The sequence below is a fragment of the Paenibacillus allorhizosphaerae genome, assembly GCF_042659105.1.
In the GTDB taxonomy this organism is placed as follows: domain Bacteria; phylum Bacillota; class Bacilli; order Paenibacillales; family NBRC-103111; genus Paenibacillus_G; species Paenibacillus_G allorhizosphaerae.
In genome coordinates this window covers 378,694-399,395 of record NZ_JBHSRV010000004.1, presented here as the reverse complement: position 1 = coordinate 399,395, position 20,702 = coordinate 378,694, and the positions used below count along the sequence as shown (strand labels likewise).

The following is a 20,702-nucleotide window of genomic DNA, read 5'->3' as shown; positions in this document are numbered from 1 at the left end:
GGAGATCGTCCAGACCATAAGTCATCTAGGTGAAGCATGTTTCGCCAGCAATTCAGCCATCGACAGAGGTGCGAACTGCGGTCTTCGGAATTCCGACTCATGTCGAAACCATAAGCGTTATCTTTAAAGCCGCTCCATGATACGGAGCGGCTTTTTTATAAAAACTACCTCTAAAGACGGTATGGCAGCTTTGAAGGACTACGATGCAGAGCTTTTTTTATGTACAAAACGATAAGTTGCCGCTAACAGAGTGCGAAACTACATACATTATACGCAACTTAACGTTCGTGCCTCCGAGAAGAAATGCATTTTAGCGGAGTTGCCGACATATTTCATCCAAACAGTAATGGATGTTTGTTCTGCGACACGGATGCACCTGCCCGACCTAAGCCTTCAACTTGTGCATTTTGAAGAGGAATTGGAGGCTTTTCATTAAGCTTGCGAAAAAAAATGCGACTTACGACTTCACCAACAAAGGAATTCGAGGCTTACATCAGCCTATGTACAAACGACGATTCACTCTTACGAGAGTGTCGAAAAAACTTTAAACCAACGTATTGCACCATGTCGAAAGGAATGCAGCGCATTCCTATCTTCCATACATTTCAATAAACGCCGAAAACACCGTAAGCTGGATTCGGCTGGACATGAGGCTTATACGCTGTAAAAGCCGCGTTAGCACTTGCTATTACAGTGCTTGCAGCAGCGGAAACGTTATATCGTATAAGATAATTCATTTTACTTTAATAAAGGGTGTCACGAAATCTTACTTTGGACTGTCGTTAATTCGTAATTTCAACCTGTTACTAAACATGGTACTATTTATACAAGTCTTGCCAAATAGAGGAGGAGAACTACTAATGTCCCAAAAACTAAAGATCGGTATTATCGGCTGCGGCGGCATTGCGAACGGAAAGCATCTGCCGAGCCTTTCCAAACAACCGGAGGTTGAACTTGTCGCTTTTTGTGATATTATTTTGGCTAAAGCGGAGAAAGCTGCCGGGCAGTACGGCGTAGAAGGCGCCAAGGTGTACGAAGATTACCGCAGCCTGCTTGCAGACGCTTCCATTGACGTTGTGCACGTATGTACGCCGAACGACTCCCATGCCGAGATTTCGATCGCTGCGCTGGAGTCCGACAAGCATGTCATGTGCGAGAAGCCGATGGCCAAAACGGCGGCCGATGCACGCCGTATGGTAGAAGCAGCGAAACGTACCGGCAAAAAACTGACGATCGGCTACAATAACCGGTACCGCCCGGACAGCTGGTTCATGAAGCAAATATGCGAGGACGGGGAACTGGGCGAGATTTACTATGCAAAAGCACACGCCATTCGCCGCCGCGCAGTTCCAACATGGGGCGTGTTTTTGGACGAAGAGAAGCAGGGCGGCGGACCGCTTATCGATATCGGTACGCATGCGCTCGACTTGACGCTGTGGATGATGAACAATTACGAACCGAAGGTTGTGCTCGGCACATCGTTCCATAAGCTGTCCGGCAAAGAAAACGCTGCCAATGCATGGGGTCCTTGGGATCCGAAGAAATTTACGGTCGAAGATTCGGCCATGGGCATGATCGTCATGAAGAACGGCGCGACCATTGTGCTCGAATCGAGCTGGGCGCTGAATACGCTTGACGTGAAAGAAGCCAAATGTACCCTCAGCGGCACCGAGGCAGGCGCGGATATGGAAGACGGACTGCGAATGAACGGTGAAAAGCACAGCCGTTTGTATACGAACAAAGTACAGCTTGACGCAGGCGGAGTCGCTTTCTATGACGGCAAGAAGGAAAAGTCCGAGGAGAAGGAAGCGCGTCTGTGGATCGATGCGATATTGAATGACAAGGAGCCCGTCGTTACGCCGGAGCAAGCTTGCGTCGTTTCCGAAATACTGGAAGCCATTTACGAATCGGCAAAAACCGGCAAAGCGGTTTATTTCGACTAAAACACATAATCCGGGAGGACGAACGCATGATTAGAGTAGCGATGCTGAGCTTCTGGCACGTCCATGCAAGAGATTACGCAAAGCAGGCGACCGAACATCCGGGCACGGAAATTGTCGCGGTATGGGACGAGCAGCCGGAGCGCGGCCGGAAAGAAGCCGAAGCGCGAGGCGTGCGTTTTTACGATAATTTAAGCGAGCTGCTGGCACAGAAGGACATCGACGGCGTCATTGTCGATACGCCTACCAATCTGCATCGAGACGTGATGGTGGCCGCAGCGAAAGCGGGCAAACACATCTTCACGGAAAAAGTAGTGGCAACGACGCTGAAGGAGTGCAATGAAATTATTGCCGCTGTAGAAGAAGCCGGCGTGAAGCTTACGGTATCGCTCCCGCGTCTGAATCACAGCTATACGCTGGCGGTGCAGGAGATTATCGCCCAAGGCTTGCTTGGAGATATCACCCTCGTGCGCAACCGGCTCTCCCATAACGGCGCGATCCCGACGCCGAACAGCGCAAACGGCTGGCTTCCGGCTCACTTTTATAATGCGGAGCAATGCGGCGGGGGCGCGATGATCGATCTTGGCTGCCACCCGATGTATTTGGCAAGGCTGTTCCTCGGCGTTCCGGAGAGCGTGACCGCGAACTATGGCTACGTCACGGGCAGAGAAGTGGAAGATAACGCAGTTTCCGTCCTCAGTTACTCGAATGGCGCGCTGGCCATCGTGGAAGCCGGCTTCGTGAACCGATTCTCTCCGTTTGTCGTTGAAGTTCACGGCACGGAAGGCAGCCTGCTCTACTCGACGCATGACAACAAGCTGCTTCTTCGTACTTCGAAGCTTGGCGAGGAAGCAAGCAAAGAGTGGAAAGTACAGGAGCTTCCGGCCGAGAAATCATCCGCCTTCAAGCAATGGGTCGCCCATGTCGAACAAGGGACGACGGCGACGGAAAATATTGCATTGGCGCTTGATTTGACCCGCTTGATGGAAGCGTCCAACTTATCGGCCGCCTCCGGCAGCGCGATCAAGCTTACCGATTTGCAGCGATGAACGGCCAGACCCGGGTAAGTGCGAGACCGTATCCCTATGAGTTGATGCTGTCCAATCCGCAAGCGCTTGACCGGCTCGACGTGCAGTTTCGATGGGGCGGCTACGGCATCCGGATGCTTCGCTTCCATCACACGAGTTTTTCTGCAGGCAAAGCAATTCAATTTCATAAACATTCGGACTTTGAACTGCATTTTATTCCGCGCGGCAAAGGCAAAGTGATTCTCGGCAACGAACCGTTTTCCCTTCATGAAGGCATGATGTACTTGACGGGACCGGGGCTGCTGCACTTTCAGGAAGCCGATGCGTACGAAGCGATGGATGAGTTATGCCTGCACATAGATATACAGCGGCTTCCGGACGAGGGCGGCGCGCAGGACTGGGGAGCCCGATGGGAGCGGACGGAAGCCGAATCTTGCATTCGCCAGCTCGAGCAGCTGCCGGCCCGGCCCGTATCGGATAAATATCGGGCTATGGAATGCTTCCTGACGGCTTACCGGGCATGGCACGAAAATCAACCGGGCGTGCTGACGGTCATCAAGCAGTCGATCATTCAAATTTTGCTGCGGATGACGCGCGCATATGAGACGATGCCGCAGCCCGAGCTGCCGTCCCGCGATATGAAGCATTACCGGTATCAAATGGCCGTGCAGTTCATTAAGGACAACTACATGGCGCCGTTGACGCTGGAAGTCGTAGCGGAGCGCGTGCAGATCAGCGCCCGTCAACTGCAGCGTATATTTCGCGAGCAGACCGGCGGCACGTTCAGCGAATATATCGAGCAAGTGCGGCTGATGCATATTTGCAGCGAACTGGCCGACAGCGACGCCACGATTGATCAAATCGCGTTCCAGAACGGGTTTTCCAGCGCGAACTATTTGCATTACGTATTTAAGAAAAAGCTCGGCACGACCCCGATGCAATTCCGATTGCAAAACCGGCTTCGATCGTAGCCGTAAAATCAAAAGAGCGTTTGCGTTTTCGCCGATACTGCGGCGGGAAAGCAGACGCTCTTTTGCTTATCCTCCAATTGTTTTAACGGCTGGACAAAAGTTACTACGGTCAAGCAGCCGAAGGCGGTTTACCCCTCCGCCGTTTCCGCTTGAATATCGTAACCGTCAGCACCAAGATCAGCGGTACGTTAAAAGCGACATTATTGAGCAGAGGCCAGATCACGTTAACGCCTTCAACAAACTCCGTCTCGTTGTGATACATCGTAAGGGAAAGCAGCAGGCACGTCAGTGCGATCGGGAATATTAAGATTCGATCATCTTGCATTTTGGCCAATCGGGCGAATACTTTTGACAAAATAAACAAAACAATCGTGGCTTTCATGTAAGAACCGGCAATGAGCGAAAATCCGATGACGGACTCGACTCTTTCGAATATTTCCTGAATATAGATCAGCCGCGCAAGCTGGAACAACGAGAACTTCATGTGCCCGGCCAAAGGCCCTTCCGCCATAATCGAGCACACGACCGATGCCAGTAATGTGACGCCGTTGACCAGGAGAGCGAGGACCATGTGTTTGCCCTGCAAATGTTTATCTTGATTCCGCACGTAAGGGAGCATCATCGCAAACAGGGTGACTTCGGCAAATGGGAAGCCGTATGCTATATAGGTTCCGTGAAGTACCGGCTTGATCCCGTCCGGCATGACCGGAAGCAGAAAGTACGGATGATAATGAGGGGAGACCATCAGCAAAACGATGGCGATGAACCCGATCATCGAAAGAAGCAGCACAACGAACATGCGCGCCATGACTTCGATACCTGCCCGGGCGGTCAGGGCAGCCAGCAGAAAAAAGAGAGTGTGAATCAAATCGGTTGACGTTTGCTTCATCATCGTGCTTTTGAAAAACGTCCCGATATCCATCACGATCGCTGCCAGCATCCAGAAGACGGCGCAAAGATAAGGTATGGCTAGGATCACCGTCAGCCATCTCCCCATCGTCTGTTCGCTGTACTCCATAAAATCCAGCCCGGGATACACCCGGAACAGATAAAGACATGCGGCCAGCAGCAGCATCCCCGCCGCGCATGCGAGCAGCACGGAAATCCAGGCTCCGTTTCGGGCGGCGCCCGTCAAAGGGGCGGGGATATTGATCACGGCCGAGCCGGTCCCGTAGGCTAGAAACAGCATGGCCATTTGAAATGAGCTGACGGTTTCGGTCTTGTTCATGTTTACACCTTCACTGGGGCGGAAGCTTGACCGATTCGACAATACGTTTCGCCGGTTCGCCCAAAAAGTAAGAGATGAGATCGTTCAGATTCGGCCAGTGCAGATCCGCGGCAAATACGATGCCGAGATACACGGAGGGAAGCAGGAGCGCTCCGTACAAGATGCGCCCCCGAAGGCTTGTCCGTTTCCACCGCGAAAAGTCGCAGCCGAGCATCACGGCAAACAGCAGGAACACATAAACGCATTTTCCGACCATCGCTGTCTCACCTCGTTCTACGAATTGAAAAGCCGGCTACTTCGAGAAAGGATTTCCTACGGTCATCCCGGTATTCAATACGTTGACTTCTATTTCGATTACAAAACGGCTGTCCGCAAAGCGCTCGCCCCAATCCGGCTTCCATCTTCTCCATAACTGCGGATTTTTTCGGAAAACCTGATCTCCGATGCCAAGGGCGTCCAGCTTTCTTTTCTGAAGAACGGCAATCATGTTGCGCATGCCGCTCTCTACCGTTTTTTTAATATGGTCCTCAAATTGCTTGGTTTTCTCTTTCGTATCCAAAGAAGAGCACCGAAGCTCGGCGACGGAGCCTGTTATTTTGGTCCGAACGCGGATTTCAAGCGTATCGTTTACAATGACCGGCTTTACGCTTGTCTTTAAGGAAACGACCTCTAACGATTCCTTCCCGTTTTCCTTCGACTCGCCGCTGCAAGGAAATTCGATCACTCCGCTTTCATACCGGTCCGTCAGCATTAACAAATATTGCGTGTTTCCAGGCGTTAAAGTACTGCCGGTTAGCTTGCCTTCCTTGAGCATCGCAATCCCGGCTACAGTCAATTCTTTTCTCGCGTCATTGCTGTATACGTAGGGAATCACAGCCACGCCCGCTTCGCTTTTTAATTGAATGGCCAGATCAAGCAGCGGGATCTTGGTCGTCTTGGCGGAGTAGAGCGAACCGGATTCTTCGATTTTCCGCAGCTGCTGCCCTATCGTGTACTCGATAAACGGGTCGACGTTCAAATAATCCGCAGCAGTACCTTTCGTAAGCAGCACAAGTACGGTAGCTCGCGGTTCATGATCCCGGGAAAAATAATCGAGCACTTCTCCGAGGCTTTGTGATTTGGCAACCTCTTCTCCGATCAGAATGACGCGCATGTGGTCCCATTTCGCTTTTCTCCCGAAGTGGATCGGGATATCCCTCACCGCTTCAAAGGCAGTGTCGGCCTCCGTCCGAATATTGAGGCCGCGCTGTCCTTGCTTAACGGCCGCGTTCGTTTCGCCGCCGCCCGTCGGGTTGTAAAAGTGGGTCGTTAGCGCAATTTTCCCCTCCCTGGTCAGATCGACCGCAACCGCTTGGACAAACCCGAATTCGGTCAGTTCCGCTTTATCTCCGCAACCGGTCATCATGAAGAGCATGATTGCACAAAAGGCGACGGCCAAACGCGGTCTCCGTCTCATAGTGCATCTTCCTTTCTCCCGCTTCCTTATTCCCTACGAAGACCCGGCGCTTTGAGGATAACGTTTACGGGTTTTTCTTGTGCAGATGACGGTTACGCGGAGACTGAGTCAATATTTTTCGCGGGACGATGAGGAACACATCGCGCAGCTGTTTGATTTCGAGCGGCGCCATCGTCGCCAAATAAGGCTGGCCGAGCGAGCGCAAGCTGGCCAGATGCAGGAAAGTCAGCAAGAACCCGATCATAATCCCAAGCCCGCCTAACGTAGCGGCAAGAATCATGAGCGGAAACCGCACGATTCGGATCGCGACCGCCATATTGTATTGTGGAAGCGCGAACGAAGCGATCCCGGTCAGGGCGACGACGATGACCATAACCGGAGAAGCGATTTTGGCTTGAATCGCAGCTTGACCGATGACGAGCGCTCCGACAATACTGACGGCTGAGCCGATCGGCCGCGGCAGACGAATACCGGCTTCCCGCAGCAGTTCGAAGAAAAATTCCATAATCAGCGCTTCCATAAAGGCCGGAAACGGAATGCCTTCCCTTGTGTCGAGTATCGCGAGCAGCAGGACGGTCGGAAGCAGCTCGGAGTGGAACGTGGATAAGGCGATATACGTGCTTGGCAGCAAAAGCGCGATCAGAAACGCTCCGACCCTGAGCAATCGAATCAAGGAAGTAAAGACGGTCCGGTGATAATAATCCTCGCTAGCCGAAAAAAATTCAAAGAATAGACCTGGGCATATCATAAGCGTCGGCGTACCGCTGACCATCGCGACAATCTTACCGTCCAGCAAGCCGGCGATAGCGACATCCGGCCGTTCCGTGTAGCGGACCTGGGGAAAGGGGGAATAGGCGGACTCGTCGATCCATTCCTCCAAATAAGACGTCTCCAAAATTTCTTCCTTGTCGATTTGGGAGATTCGGCGCTTGAATTCGGCCAATGTTTCCGGATTGACCGCTCCTTCCAAATAGCTGAATGCGATAGTGCGGCGGCTTTCTTCTCCTACCGTCAACTTCTCGACCTTCAGCTTGCAGGTTTTCAGCAGGTCTCGAATCAAGCCGATGTTTTTATTCAGGTCCTCGACCGCGCTCATGTGCGGCCCTTGTACGACAGGCTCGGTTATGGATTCAGTAACTTGCCTTGTCACAAGTCCGCGCGACGAATAGCTAAGCACTTTATCCCAGTGGTTGAAAAATATGACGATGTCCCCGTCCAAAATCTTAAGAAGGGCTTGGTCAAAATCGTGAAGAACTTTCGCCGATTTGGCGGAAACCCCGTTTCTTTCGAAAAAAGAAATAACTTGCCCGGGCGTAATGGTAGCAGCCGGCCCGACTTTATGAGTCACAAGATCCTGCAGCGATTCCTTTAAGTAGTTCAGTTCTTTGTGCTCAAGGAGCGTTTCAAAATATACGGTGAAAGCCGTATGCGTTAGATCGGGACCGTACCTCCAGTTGTCGAGAATCAGATCCTCGCAGTGCGCGAAGGCTTCTTCAATCCACTTCTTGTTATCCGGTAACGTCTTAGAAATCGCAACGCTGCCGCGCCCCCCGGAAGCCGAATTCTTCCTATTTTCGATGCTTATCGGGGGTGAATGGTCAGCCGGCCGTTTCTTGCCTAACAACAATCTCCACATCGTCAATCGTTTCCTTTTAGGTTAGTGCTGAAACTTGAAGTATATTGTTTCCAAATATGTCATGAACATTCATGCAGCACGTTCCGTTTGAGCGGTTCGATCTTGCCGTTCCGTTCCCGACATGTTGGGCGCAAACATCTTTTCATCGGTCAATGGAGCGCGTCGTCCTTATTAAACGATATTTTATGCTATAATCATTTCATAGCATGAAATGATAGGGAGAGATGCCGGTGACAACCGAGAATAACATCATGCCGCCAAAAGTACTGGTGGTCGATGGCATGGCGCTGCTGTTCCGCGCTTTTTACGCGACATCGTACGGCGGCTACATTATGAAAACAAAAGCGGGCGTTCCGACCAACGCCGTGTTCGGCTTCGTCAAATATTTTTGGGATGCGGTGCAGCGTTTTCGGCCAAGTCATGTCGTATGCTGCTGGGATATGGGGAGCAAAACGTTTCGCAGCGAGCAGTTCGAGGATTACAAGGCAAACCGGATCGAATGCCCGGAGGAGCTCATCCCGCAGTTCGAACTGGTGAAGGAAGTGACCGCCAGCTTCGGCGTCGTCAATATCGGCGTACCGGGCTTTGAGGCGGATGATTGCATCGGCACGCTTGCCAAGCTGTACGGCGAAGAGGCGCAGGTGTACATATTGACCGGCGATCACGACATGCTGCAGCTTGTGTCAGATACGGTTCACGTCGTCATTATGAAGAAGGGGCAAGGAAACTACGCCGTGTACACCCCGCAATCGTTGCTGGAGGAGAAGCAATTAACGCCGGAACAGATTATCGATCTAAAAGGATTGATGGGGGATACGGCGGACAATTACCCCGGCGTGAAAGGCATCGGCGAGAAAACGGCGCAGAAGCTGCTCATCGAATACGGCTCGGTGGAAGGCATCCTGGAAAATTTGGCGCAGCTGCCGAAAGGCGTCCGTTCCAAAATCGAAGCGCAGCTCGATATGCTTCACTTGTCAAGAAGCCTGGCCACCATTTGCTGCGAGGCACCCGTAGCCTGTGCGCTGGAGTCCTGCTTCTGGGAAATGGACCGTCAAACGGTGCTGAATAAGTTTGAAGAGCTCGAATTTAAAGGCCTGGATAAGCTGATCGGTTAACGCAAACGTAAAAAGCGGATTAAACAAAGTAAAAAACCTACATTCGCGATTGTCGCTGAACTACTTATGTTTATACATATACAATACGAAAAGCCAATACCGCGTAAGCATACGCGAGTATTGGCTTTTTTCGAACTGTGAAACTAGACTCCCGCCGAATTACGTTAACGGAATTTTGTTATAAGGCAAGTAACCGAGCTCCGTCGGCACTTGAATCATAATGACCCGCGCAGCTTGCGCTCCACCGGCTTGAACGAGCAGAAGGCTGTCATCCGCAGCATCGGCTACGGCAAAATGTCTATGTGGCACATCCGCGGTCTCGCCTTCGAAGGCCCACTGTGTCGCTTCGCCTTCCACGATCAGCCCGGCCATCGAATAGCCTGCCGGAATATCGAAAGCGCGGCTGTGACCGGCCTCCAGCGTGACGTCCCACATGCGCACGTCGGCGACTAAGTCGATGGGCGCACCGGGGCCGATAATCGTTTTCACGACTCCGTCCTCATCCGACAGCGCCGGGAACTGTTCATGTTCATACTGAGTATAAGTCGGGACGCGTTTGATGGCATCGCCGTAGTACGGCTCGAACCAAATCTGAAAACCGGAAACGCCGGCGCGGAAATCTTCGGCATGCGATACGCCGCGACCGGTCTGCATGACTTGCGCGCCTCCCGTCCCCACCATGCTTTCCCTGCCCAGCGAATCGCGGTGGTTGACCTCGCCTTGAAGCACATACGTCAAAATTTCGAAACCGCGGTGCGGATGCAGCGGAAGACGGCCGCCCTGCTTCGATTGGAACCACGCCCAATAAAAGAGAGGTCCGACCCGCCGTACAGCCGAGCCTTCCCCGGGGAAACCGATCGGCTTTTGCTCCGTGATCGTTCCGCCGTCGAACGCACCGACCGCTTGTTCATTAGGTGAAAATATGCGAATGGTCATATTGAGCACACCCTTTCATATAATTCATATTCTCAATTTTATATATCTTAAATTTAAGATAATTATAAATCCGGAACTGCCCTTTGTCAACTTTCGCGTCAACTTCAAGCCCGTCTATTTTATGAGCAGCCGAAGACTGTGGTATCCTAAATAGGAAAAGCAATTCATCGTCAATGGCAAAAAGGAGAAGTGGGCTGCATGGAACAAAGATACGTGAATGAATCCCGGTGCTACAAAACATCGAGGGTGTTTCCTACGGACGTCAACAACCATAATACGCTGTTCGGCGGCAAATTAATGGCGTATATTGACGATATCGCGTCCATTTCCGCGACGAAGCATTGCCGCCAAATGGTCGTGACCGCGTCGACCGATTCGGTTGATTTTCTGCTGCCGATCCGCCCGACGGACTCCGTCTGTCTGGAGTCGTTCGTGACCTGGACAGGGCGCAGCTCCATGGAAGTGTTCGTCAAAGTCATCACCGAAGATTTGCGGACGGGGGTGCGGCATATCGCGGCCACCTCGTTTCTGACGTTCGTGGCGCTGGACGAGAACGGGAAGACCGTCACTGTCCCGCAAGTCGTGCCGCAGACCGTGGAAGAGAAGCGGCTGCACGAAACCGCGCTGCACCGTGCGGAGATGCGCAGAATGCGCAGAGAAGAAAGCAGGAAGTTCGCGGACTATTTGACGATGGCGTTCCCCTGGGAATAGCTCCTTGGCGGATCGTTTTGCCGGAAACAAACCTGTAAAAAAGCATGCTTCACCTGAAAAAATCCGCTACGACTTTGTCCGGCCATCGGGTATAATGGAACTCATGTAATGACCACGTCATGGAAGCGGAGGGAATCAGATGAGCAACATCAACGCATGGGAAAATGCGGAACCGGGCGTCAAACGCAAAATTTTCGAACCGGGCGCAGGACTGATGATGATGGAAGTGCACTTTGAAGAAGGCGCGGAAGGATACATACACAGCCATCCGCATGAGCAGCTATCCTACTGCTTGAAGGGAAAGCTGGAATTTACCGTTGACGGCGACAAAAAAGTGATTTCCGTCGGCGAAACGATCTACATCCCCAGCGGAGCCAAACACGGCTGCCGGGCGCTGGAGCCGAGCGCGCTGCTCGATTCGTTTACTCCGGTACGGGAAGACCTTGTGAAACGTTAAGCATCGACTTCGATAAAAAAGCCGGTCCTATGTCCGTTCAGCACGGTCAGGATCGGCTTTTGTCGTATACGCGTCGTATATTATACTCGCACTGCGTCTTATATATCCGTAAAGCTGATCGGCCCTACAACGTCGGACAAAAATGCTTTGAGCTCAGCTGCTTCTTCCTCATTCAACTTATATACGTGCTCCAAATAGCCCTCTTCTTCCAAATCGTCCGGCCCGATGACCGCCGTGCGTCCGGCTTGCAGGTCGGTGACCAGCATTTTGCCGTAAAACCGGTTCGTCGATGTAATCGCCAAATCGAAGCGCCGCAGCGATTCGCCCACTACGCAGACGAAGCGGGTCTTTGTCTCTTCCGTGCCGTCGTACAAAAAATCAAATTCCGTCATGCCGTTCCCCCCGTTCCATCGTTATTCTGAAAGCTAAACGAATTATAACAGATTCCCGCGCCGAGCGGCAAAAAAGAGCGCATTCGCCGTAACACGGCTTATTTTGCCTCCTGCCACACGTTTTCAATTTCGCCCGAAACATGGTACAATCTGTAGGAGATTATTAGGCTTTCATGCAATGATATATGATTCGATAGAAACGGAGGCTTCAGGCGAAATGGCCAAAACAAAAATGAGAAGCGACATGATCAAAAAAGGCTTTGACCGCGCACCGCACCGCAGCTTGCTCAGAGCGGCCGGCGTTAAAGAGGAGGATTTCGACAAGCCGTTCATCGCGGTTTGCAACTCTTACATTGATATTGTTCCGGGTCACGTGCACCTGCAGGAATTCGGTAAAATCGTCAAGGAAGCGATTCGCGAAGCAGGCGGCGTTCCTTTTGAGTTTAATACAATCGGCGTAGACGACGGGATCGCGATGGGGCATATCGGCATGCGTTATTCCCTGCCAAGCCGTGAAATTATCGCAGACTCATTGGAGACTGTCGTATCCGCACACTGGTTCGACGGCATGGTCTGCATTCCGAACTGTGATAAAATAACGCCGGGCATGATGATGGGCGCTCTGCGCGTCAACATTCCGACGATTATGGTCAGCGGCGGGCCGATGAAGGCGGGCAGAACAAGCGATGGACGTGCGATCTCACTGACATCGGTATTCGAAGGCGTTGGAGCTTTCCAGGTAGGCAAGATCGATGAGAAGAGCCTGCTGGAGCTAGAACAGTACGGCTGCCCGACCTGCGGTTCCTGTTCCGGTATGTTCACCGCAAACTCGATGAACTGCTTGGCCGAGGGCCTTGGTCTGGCGCTCCCGGGCAACGGTACGATTCTGGCGATCTCCGAAGACCGCAAAGAATTCGTGAAACGCTCCGCGAAACAGCTGATGGAGCTGATCGAGAAGGATATCAAGCCGCGCGATATCGTAACGCTGGAAGCGATCGACAATGCCTTCGCGCTCGACATGGCGATGGGCGGTTCGACGAACACTGTGCTTCATACGTTGGCGCTGGCTCATGAAGCGGGCTTCGAATACCCGATCGAGCGCATCAACGAGATTGCCAATCGCGTACCGCATCTTGCAAAGATCGCGCCGGCTTCCGATTACCATATCGAAGACGTGCATAATGCAGGCGGCGTGAGCGCCATCATCAACGAATTGCTCAAGAAACCAGGCGCCCTGAACGGCGACTGTTTGACGGTTACGGGTAAGACGCTGCGCGAGAACGTTGCCGGTTGTGAAATCCTGGACACCGACGTTCTTCATACGCTGGATAACCCGCATTCCGAACGTGGGGGACTGGCCGTATTGTTCGGCAACCTGGCTCCGAACGGTTCGATCATCAAAGTCGGCGCGGTCGACAAATCCGTCGGCGGCTATCATAAAGGACCGGCCATCTGCTTCGATTCGCAAGAAGATGCGCTCTCGGGCATTGCGAATGGCAAAGTGAAAGAAGGACATGTCGTCGTTATCCGCTACGAAGGACCGAAAGGCGGCCCGGGGATGCCGGAAATGCTGGCACCGACGTCGCAAATCGTCGGCATGGGCCTCGGCGCGAAGGTCGGCCTGATCACGGACGGCCGTTTCTCCGGCGCATCCCGCGGCATCAGTATCGGTCACATTTCGCCGGAAGCGGCGGAAGGCGGTCCGATCGCATTCGTCGAGGACGGCGATATCATCGAGCTCGATTTGAACAACCGCAAAATCGAGCTGCTCATTAGCGACGAAGAATTCGAACGCCGCAGAGCGAACTGGAAAGGGTTCGAGCCGAAGGTGAAAACCGGCTATTTGGCTCGCTACTCCAAGCTTGTAACCAACGCGAGCACCGGCGGGATCATGAAAATTTAATTACAGCACCAAGCCAAAATGCTGGGTCCGCAGTTCCTGATAAAAAGGAACGCGGGCGCAGCGTTTTTTTCAAGATCGGTGCTGTGCTGCGGTCAAGGCCGCTGTATGCGACGTTCGAGACATGCGCTCGCTCGAAGTTTGTTAGCTATTCCTCGGCGCGGTCATCCCCCGCAGAATCATGGGTTTCATGCGCCCCCGGGTAGCCTCGGGATATCCCGGCATGCAGCTCGCGGTTTTCGTACGTATACGTGTTCGGCGAACGTTGATCCACGCGCCACGGGGTGCTTTTGCCAAGCGTCTCGACTTCGATGCTGCTGCCGTAAGGACCTTCCGGAAATTCTTCCGCCGTCAAATCGTTGCTTTGCGATAAAACGGTGCCGACATCAGTATACTTTTTGTCAGGCGCTTCCTGTATAAATCCGTCTTGATTGTTGTCTGCCATCGCACTTCCTCCTTGCGGGTTACTTTGTCGGTTACATTGTTTCCCGAAGCAGGCGGGCTTATCCTGCAAGGCGGACGGAACGATTCCATAAAATATGTTGTCAAAAATACATTTCTGTGCTAACATGGAAATAATTTCAAACGCGATCGTGAGGAAGCACCTCTCTTGCATATGGATGCCATATGGAGGAGGGGTGCTTTTTGTCGTTGCGGTTGGAACCATATCCGGTTAGGAGGGACGCACATTGAATCTGATGTTTTTGAACAGTTTGGAAAAGGAGACGGGAGAAGGGAGGGTACGAACGGCGCAAGTCTCGATAGGGGAAAATCAGGGAAGCTTGCATGTGCTGTGGACGGAAACGAAGGAGGATGGCCATCGGACGCAAGAAAACTGGTACGATGGATCGCATTGGGACGAGCTGCTTGCCGCCTTCCGGGAACGGCTGTTCATGAAGCAGTGCGACGGGTTTAAGCCGGTTGTGGACGTGAGCGGGAGCGACTTGGCCGGCTCGGACGGACGCAGCATCTATATTCAGATGCTGCAATATTACAGCGAAGCGAACAGCGATGAGAAGCTGTACGAGGCGCTGCGCGGCTGGCGGCTGAAACAAGCCGGCCGGGAAGGGAAGGCGCCCTTCATCGTCGCCACGAATCGGCAGCTTCGCATGATCAGTGCTTTTGTTCCGCAGACGGTGGAAGAGCTGCAGCAGCTTCCAGGCTTCGGGCGCGGCAAGACGGCTGCTTATGGTGCGGATATACTGGCTTTGACGGTCCAGTGCGAGCGCAATACGTCGTTCCCGCTCACTTGGGTCGAAGGCGAAATCAACCGCGAGGACTTCCACGGCTGGCTGCTGCAGGAGAAAGAGCGGAAGCGGAAGGCGGAGGTGGAGAAGCAGGAGATGAAGCGCACGCTGCTGGAGGCGATCCATCGGGGCGAGCGGCTTGATGCGCTGCAGGAGCAAATCAAAGTGCAGCGCCGCGACCTGCTGCTGTGGATCGAAGAACTGGACCGCGAGGGCTACGATCTGGAGGCGTATATCGAACAGGTGTTGGAACAAGTGCCGCAGACGGAGAGAGAGCACGCATGGCAAGCGTTCGAGCAGCAAGGGGACCGGTACTTGAAACCGATACTGCAAACCGTTTACCGCGATAATGAGTTCAGCGCGAAAGAGGTTGACCGGATTTATGAATGGCTTCGCCTGCTTCGTCTGAAGTTTCGCCGCGTGAACGGGTTAAAGACGGGGGAGGCGAGCTGAGCGAACGACGGAACAGAAAAGGTTCTTGCCGATAGATTAACAACGGCAAGAACCTTTTGTCGCCATGGCAGGCGCATCGTATCTTTATAGCGGCGAAGCAGGCTTCACAGCCAATCTTTTTTGCGGAATAAGACAAACATCGAGGCGCCGACCAACACCATGAAGACAACCGCCGCGACGCCGCCGAAATCCCAATGAAGACCGGGGATGTAATCGAAGTTCATCCCGTAAATGCCTGTGATGAACGTCAGCGGCATGAAAATTGTCGTTAGCGCTGTAAACACGCGCATAATCTCATTCGCGCGGCTGGCGATGCTCGATTGATAAGCTTCGCGCAAGTTCGCCATCAAATCGCGGAACGTATCGAACGTTTCCGATATCTTTACGGCATTCTCATAAATGTCGCCGAAATATTTTTTCAGCGGCTCGCTGATCAGCCGGAGCTCTTTTTTGTGCAGCGTGCCGATGACTTCCTTTTGCGGGACGAGCACTTTTTTCAACCACAAAATTTCGCTTCGGAGGCCGATAATTTCGTTCAAATGCGATTTTTTCGTATGCATGAGGATGTCTTCCTCAAGTTTCTCGATCTTCGCTTCGATCCGGTCGCCGACATTCATGTAATTGTCTACGATCAGGTCCATCAAGTGGTATAAAAACTGATCCGGCTGCGTAACTTCCTCTTCCCACAGAATGGGTTTCAGCGCACGGATTTCATTGATTTTTTGACGAGTGATGGTAATGATATAATGCTTGCCCAGAAAAATATTGAGTGCGCGCAGAAAAATTTCTTCGTCATCGAAACGGATGCTGTTCATCACAATAAAATAATGTGTATCGTATAGTTCGATCTTCGGACGCTGCTCTTCTTCCGTCAGTACGTCTTCGACGGCAAGCTCATGAAGATGAAATAAGGGCTGTAACATTTCCAAATCCTCAACATCGGCGTCAATCCAATAAAAACCGTGGTGAGGCGGTTCGATCGTCTGGGTAATGTCTTCGACAAGCGTGAAAACGCCGTCCTGAACTAAGCGTGCCTTCATAGGTTCCACCCCTTCGTGTGATCGAGAGGAACTTTGGCCAACCGGCCGCGCTTTCGTGCAGGCGTTTAGTAAGCATCTCAACGATGCTGCGTATCAAAATCGAAGGACGTTTGCGCAAGCATCGAACGAGTCCGGCCGCCGGGTTCCGCTCGAAATATTCGGTTGTTGTTGAACGCAGATACTCCTCGGGTCTCCGTCCATTCGATTGCTGCACCCCTTTTTACACGTTTATTGCGTCGAACTGCGCACGGCAGCGTCAACGATCCCTGTTTGCACCGCTGTCGGCCATTTTTCAGGAATACTTGTCTAAGTATAAACCTTCAAAAATAAGCTTTCAAGACAAAATCAGCGGATTCGATGACCCTGTTTGCATTTTGTCTTACTATATGCATATGCATTCGGGGGGATTTGGTTCCTATGGGTGCAGCATCCCGCGATAGAAGGCGATTGTCATAACGTTCTTCTTGACGGTGGAACCTTTTTCGATTACATTAGTAATATCCAAACACAACCAAATAGATTCGGTTTCACACTCTTATCAAGAGCAGGTCGAGGGACTAGCCCGATGACACCCGGCAACCGACAGAACTTTGCGCTTAACCTGCGCAAGGCGATGCACGGTGCTAATTCTTGCGGAAGCTTCAGGCTTCTGGGAGATGAGAGAGGACGATGTATGCATACAAAGGCCTTTCTCGTACGTGCGGGAACAGGTTTTTTTTGTCGCCTTCCGCATTTTAGAGTGCGAGATGAACGAATCCAGCCAAGAAGGAGTGAACCCGATGCCCATTAAAGTTCCTGACCAACTGCCGGCAAAAGAAGTGCTCATCAACGAGAATATTTTCGTTATGGACGAAAGCGTTGCTTTTCATCAGGACATTCGACCGCTTCGCATTGCGATTTTGAACCTGATGCCGACCAAGGAGACAACCGAAACTCAACTGCTGCGGCTGATCGGCAACACTCCGCTGCAAGTCGAATTTATATTGCTGCATCCAAGAACGCACACTTCCAAAAATACGTCTCCCGAGCATTTGGAGCAATTTTATAAAACGTTCGACGACGTGAAATATGAGCGTCTAGACGGTATGATCATCACTGGGGCGCCGGTCGAATTGTACGATTTCGAAGACGTCACTTATTGGGATGAACTGAAGCAGATTATGGAATGGAGCAAGACGCATGTTACTTCCACGTTCCACATTTGCTGGGCGGCTCAGGCAGGTCTGTATCATCATTTCGGCGTGCCGAAGTACGGTCTCGAAGAGAAAATGTTCGGGGTTTTCCCGCACACGGTAAGCAAGCCGAACGTGAAGCTGCTGAGAGGCTTTGACGAGCTGTTCCTCGCGCCTCAATCGCGCCATACCGAAGTGCGGCGGGAAGATATCGAGCGCCATCCGGAGCTGGAAATTTTGTCGGCATCGGAAGAAGCGGGCGTATACATCGTCGCTACGAAAGACGGAAAGCAAATTTTCGTTACCGGTCATTCCGAATACGATGCCTGTACGCTTAAATACGAATATGACCGCGACATCAACAAAGGGCTCGAGGTTGCCGTTCCGAAAAACTATTACCCGAACGACGACCCGTCCAAACCGCCGCTGAATACGTGGAGAGCCCATGCGAATCTGCTGTTCTCCAACTGGTTGAACTACTATGTATATCAAGAAACGCCGTATGATCTGCACAAGGGAGAGTATGTAATATGAGCCACAGCGGCAGCGAAGATTTGAAAATCGAGAGCCGACTTGCACAAATCGGTTCCCAGGAAGAGCCGGTTACCGGAGCCATCAGTTTTCCGGTGTATCAAGCGACGGCGTTCCGTCATCCGAAGCTTGGGCAAAGTACGGGCTTCGATTACGCTCGGACGAAAAGTCCGACGCGCAAAGTGCTGGAGGACGCGATAGCGGAGCTCGAATCCGGCGACGCAGGGTTTGCCTGCAGCTCGGGGATGGCGGCGCTGCAAACGATATTCGCTTTATTCAGCCAAGGGGATCATTTGATCGTATCGCTCGATCTGTACGGAGGGACGTACCGGCTTCTGGAGAAAATCATGTCCCGTTTCGGCGTCACCGCTACGTATGTGGACACGAACGACCTGGATGCGCTTGAATCCAATGTTCTGCCGAACACGAAAGGAATTTTGATCGAAACGCCGACCAACCCGCTGATGATGATTACGGATCTTGCGCTTGTCTGCGGCTGGGCGCGCAAAAAAGGCTTGATCTCCATCGTCGACAATACGCTGCTCACGCCGTTCTTCCAACGTCCGATCGAGCTTGGCGCCGACATTGTCATTCATAGCGCAACCAAATATTTGGGCGGGCATAACGACGTGCTCGCTGGCTTGATCGTCACCAAGGGCAAAGAGCTGTCCGAGCAAATGGCGTTCCTGCATAATTCGATCGGAGCGGTGCTCGGCCCGCAGGACAGCTGGCTGCTGATGCGCGGCATGAAGACGCTGGCGCTGCGCATGGAGCGCCATCAGCATAACGCAACGGTCATCGCCTCCTATCTTCAAGAGCATCCGCTCGTCGAAGCAGTATATTACCCGGCGCTTCCGAGCCATCCGGGGCATGAGGTGCAAAATAAGCAATCGTCCGGCAATACGGGTATTTTCTCCTTCAAGATGAAAGACGCGCGCTACATCGAGCCGATTTTGCGTCATATTCGGCTGATCGCGTTCGCCGAAAGCTTGGGGGGCGTGGAATCCCTGATGACATACCCGGCTGTGCAGACGCATGCGGACATTCCGCTGGAAATCCGCAACAAAGTCGGCGTAGACGCCAAACTGCTGCGTTATTCCGTCGGTATCGAGCATGCGGACGACCTTATTGCCGATCTATCCCGGGCGATCGAACTAGCAAGACAAGAAATCGAGCAAGCGGATGCGCAAAGCTAACCTTCACAAATTGATGACAATTGACCGTCCATCCGGGCCGAACGGCCGAATGGCGGTCTTTTTCTATGGCAGGTGTGCCCGGTTTTATGTTACGATGAATTTACAAAGGAGTTGAAGCTGCGATGAGTTCCATCGACCGGATATTGGATCAAGCGCTGGCCGGCAATCGCATTTCTTTGGAAGATTGCATAGCGCTGTACGATTCGAATGAAATTGAGAAAATGGGGCATGTGGCCAACCAGATTATGCTGCGCCACCATCCTGATCCGATTACAACGTTTGTCATCGGAAGAAACGTCAACTACACGAACATTTGCGACGTCTACTGCCGGTTTTGCGCCTTTTACCGCGCGCCGGGCTCGGCGGAAGGATATGTGCTGCCGGACGAAGTCATTTTCCAAAAAATACAGGAAACGATCGATGTCGGCGGTACGGAAATTTTGATGCAAGGCGGTACGAATCCGAATTTGCCGTTTACTTACTATACGAATTTGCTGCGCGAAATTAAGAAGCGGTTCCCGGGCATTACGATGCATTCCTTCTCCCCTGCGGAAATCATGAAGATGAAGGAAGTGTCGAACGGGCTTTCGCTCGAGGAAGTCGTGAGGGAAATTCACGCGGCGGGGCTCGATTCGCTGCCGGGCGGAGGCGGGGAAATCCTTGACGACCGGACGCGCCGCAAAATCAGCAGACTAAAAGGCTCGTGGCGCGATTGGATGGACGTCATGCAAACCGCGCAGCGCATCGGGATGAACACGACGGCGACGATGGTCATCGGCTTCGGCGAATCGCACGAAGAACGGGCGCTTCATCTGCTGCGGGTTCGCGAAGCGCAGGACGAGTGCATCAAAAACGGCTGGGACTCGGAAGGGTTCCTTGCGTTCATCTCCTGGACGTTCCAACCGGATAATACGAACATGAAGGCCGAAAAACTCGGGCCGGAAGATTATCTCAAAAATGTGGCGATCAGCCGCATCATGCTCGACAATATTAAGAACTTCCAGTCATCCTGGGTTACGATGGGGCCGGAAGTGGGCAAGCTGTCGCTGCATTACGGCTGCAATGACTTCGGTTCGACGATGATCGAGGAGAATGTCGTGTCCGCGGCAGGCACGACGCATAAAGTCAACATTTCGTCGACGCTGCAAATTATTCGCGAAGCGGGTAAAATTCCGGCACAGCGCAACACGAAATATGAGATTTTGCGCATGTTCGACGACGAGTCGGTCACGAAAGTGGACAACGATTTTGTCATGCAAAATTAAAAGACATGAACAATGAAAGATGTTAAAT

The 20,702-nt window shown here is 52.4% G+C and carries 19 protein-coding genes and 1 riboswitch; of the genes, 11 read left to right on the top strand and 8 right to left on the bottom strand.

Going from position 1 to position 20,702, the window contains the following annotated elements; all coding sequences use genetic code 11:
- Positions 1–860 precede the first annotated feature (860 nt).
- The 3 genes from ACFQI7_RS18165 to ACFQI7_RS18155 are packed head-to-tail and all read left to right on the top strand — an operon-like array spanning position 861 to position 3,939.
- Entirely contained in the window at positions 861–1,943 is a 1,083-nt protein-coding gene (locus ACFQI7_RS18165; RefSeq protein ID WP_218098243.1) for a Gfo/Idh/MocA family protein, read from the top strand.
- 26 nt (positions 1,944–1,969) lie between these two features.
- Positions 1,970–2,989, top strand: a complete 1,020-nt coding sequence (locus tag ACFQI7_RS18160) for a Gfo/Idh/MocA family protein (RefSeq protein WP_218098242.1) — start codon at positions 1,970–1,972, stop codon at positions 2,987–2,989.
- The gene (locus tag ACFQI7_RS18155; RefSeq protein WP_218098241.1) at positions 2,986–3,939 is read left to right on the top strand and encodes an AraC family transcriptional regulator; all 954 of its coding nucleotides are present in this window, start codon (positions 2,986–2,988) and stop codon (positions 3,937–3,939) included. The genes ACFQI7_RS18160 and ACFQI7_RS18155 overlap by 4 nt, the downstream gene beginning before the upstream one ends.
- A 109-nt stretch (positions 3,940–4,048) precedes the next feature.
- Here the strand turns inward: ACFQI7_RS18155 and ACFQI7_RS18150 are convergent, their stop codons facing one another.
- From ACFQI7_RS18150 to ACFQI7_RS18135, 4 genes are all read right to left on the bottom strand, one after another.
- Positions 4,049–5,167, bottom strand: coding sequence for a GerAB/ArcD/ProY family transporter (locus tag ACFQI7_RS18150; RefSeq protein ID WP_218098240.1), 1,119 nt, complete (start codon positions 5,165–5,167; stop codon positions 4,049–4,051).
- A gap of 10 nt (positions 5,168–5,177) precedes the next feature.
- The gene (locus ACFQI7_RS18145) at positions 5,178–5,423 is read right to left on the bottom strand and encodes a hypothetical protein (protein ID WP_218098239.1); all 246 of its coding nucleotides are present in this window, start codon (positions 5,421–5,423) and stop codon (positions 5,178–5,180) included.
- 36 nt (positions 5,424–5,459) lie between these two features.
- On the bottom strand, positions 5,460–6,623 hold the full coding sequence (locus tag ACFQI7_RS18140; RefSeq protein WP_218098238.1) for a Ger(x)C family spore germination protein: 1,164 nt from the start codon (positions 6,621–6,623) through the stop codon (positions 5,460–5,462).
- A 64-nt stretch (positions 6,624–6,687) separates the two neighbouring features.
- Positions 6,688–8,259, bottom strand: coding sequence for a spore germination protein (locus ACFQI7_RS18135; protein ID WP_218098237.1), 1,572 nt, complete (start codon positions 8,257–8,259; stop codon positions 6,688–6,690).
- A gap of 251 nt (positions 8,260–8,510) precedes the next feature.
- Here ACFQI7_RS18135 and ACFQI7_RS18130 point away from each other — a divergent pair, with 251 nt between their 5' ends.
- Positions 8,511–9,374 carry a 5'-3' exonuclease gene (locus ACFQI7_RS18130; RefSeq protein ID WP_218098368.1) on the top strand — a complete coding sequence of 288 codons (864 nt, stop codon included), beginning with the start codon at positions 8,511–8,513 and terminating at the stop codon, positions 9,372–9,374.
- Positions 9,375–9,533: 159 nt separating this feature from the next.
- Here the strand turns inward: ACFQI7_RS18130 and ACFQI7_RS18125 are convergent, their stop codons facing one another.
- Entirely contained in the window at positions 9,534–10,310 is a 777-nt protein-coding gene (locus ACFQI7_RS18125) for a pirin family protein (protein ID WP_218098236.1), read from the bottom strand.
- Between the two features lie 198 nt (positions 10,311–10,508).
- Here ACFQI7_RS18125 and ACFQI7_RS18120 point away from each other — a divergent pair, with 198 nt between their 5' ends.
- Together ACFQI7_RS18120 and ACFQI7_RS18115 are read left to right on the top strand one after the other, a co-directional pair.
- Complete coding sequence (locus tag ACFQI7_RS18120; RefSeq protein ID WP_218098235.1) at positions 10,509–11,021, top strand: acyl-CoA thioesterase; 513 nt, start codon at positions 10,509–10,511, stop codon at positions 11,019–11,021.
- 139 nt (positions 11,022–11,160) lie between these two features.
- Complete coding sequence (locus ACFQI7_RS18115; protein WP_218098234.1) at positions 11,161–11,478, top strand: cupin domain-containing protein; 318 nt, start codon at positions 11,161–11,163, stop codon at positions 11,476–11,478.
- A gap of 98 nt (positions 11,479–11,576) precedes the next feature.
- On the opposite strand, the gene ACFQI7_RS18110 is transcribed toward ACFQI7_RS18115, so the two are convergent.
- Positions 11,577–11,870, bottom strand: coding sequence for a DUF3055 domain-containing protein (locus ACFQI7_RS18110; protein ID WP_218098233.1), 294 nt, complete (start codon positions 11,868–11,870; stop codon positions 11,577–11,579).
- A gap of 217 nt (positions 11,871–12,087) precedes the next feature.
- Here ACFQI7_RS18110 and ilvD point away from each other — a divergent pair, with 217 nt between their 5' ends.
- Entirely contained in the window at positions 12,088–13,773 is a 1,686-nt protein-coding gene (gene ilvD, locus ACFQI7_RS18105; protein WP_218098232.1) for a dihydroxy-acid dehydratase, read from the top strand.
- 145 nt (positions 13,774–13,918) lie between these two features.
- Here the strand turns inward: ilvD and ACFQI7_RS18100 are convergent, their stop codons facing one another.
- Positions 13,919–14,215: a hypothetical protein gene (locus ACFQI7_RS18100; protein WP_218098231.1), complete on the bottom strand. Its 297-nt coding sequence runs from the start codon at positions 14,213–14,215 to the stop codon at positions 13,919–13,921.
- Between the two features lie 253 nt (positions 14,216–14,468).
- Between ACFQI7_RS18100 and ACFQI7_RS18095 the strand changes: the two genes are divergently transcribed.
- On the top strand, positions 14,469–15,470 hold the full coding sequence (locus tag ACFQI7_RS18095) for an HRDC domain-containing protein (protein ID WP_230414819.1): 1,002 nt from the start codon (positions 14,469–14,471) through the stop codon (positions 15,468–15,470).
- A 104-nt stretch (positions 15,471–15,574) separates the two neighbouring features.
- Here the strand turns inward: ACFQI7_RS18095 and corA are convergent, their stop codons facing one another.
- Positions 15,575–16,510 (bottom strand): magnesium/cobalt transporter CorA, encoded by a 936-nt coding sequence (gene corA / locus ACFQI7_RS18090; protein ID WP_218098229.1) that lies wholly within the window; start codon positions 16,508–16,510, stop codon positions 15,575–15,577.
- A gap of 532 nt (positions 16,511–17,042) precedes the next feature.
- Positions 17,043–17,173: riboswitch (SAM riboswitch) on the top strand.
- Positions 17,174–17,289: 116 nt separating this feature from the next.
- Here corA and metA point away from each other — a divergent pair.
- The 3 genes from metA to mqnC all read left to right on the top strand — a co-directional run bounded on the left by metA (position 17,290) and on the right by mqnC (position 20,674).
- Entirely contained in the window at positions 17,290–18,216 is a 927-nt protein-coding gene (metA, locus tag ACFQI7_RS18085) for a homoserine O-acetyltransferase MetA (RefSeq protein WP_218098228.1), read from the top strand.
- Positions 18,213–19,409: a PLP-dependent transferase gene (locus ACFQI7_RS18080; RefSeq protein ID WP_218098227.1), complete on the top strand. Its 1,197-nt coding sequence runs from the start codon at positions 18,213–18,215 to the stop codon at positions 19,407–19,409. Before metA ends, ACFQI7_RS18080 begins: the two co-directional genes overlap by 4 nt.
- A gap of 122 nt (positions 19,410–19,531) precedes the next feature.
- Complete coding sequence (mqnC, locus tag ACFQI7_RS18075; protein ID WP_218098226.1) at positions 19,532–20,674, top strand: cyclic dehypoxanthinyl futalosine synthase; 1,143 nt, start codon at positions 19,532–19,534, stop codon at positions 20,672–20,674.
- Positions 20,675–20,702: the final 28 nt, after the last annotated feature.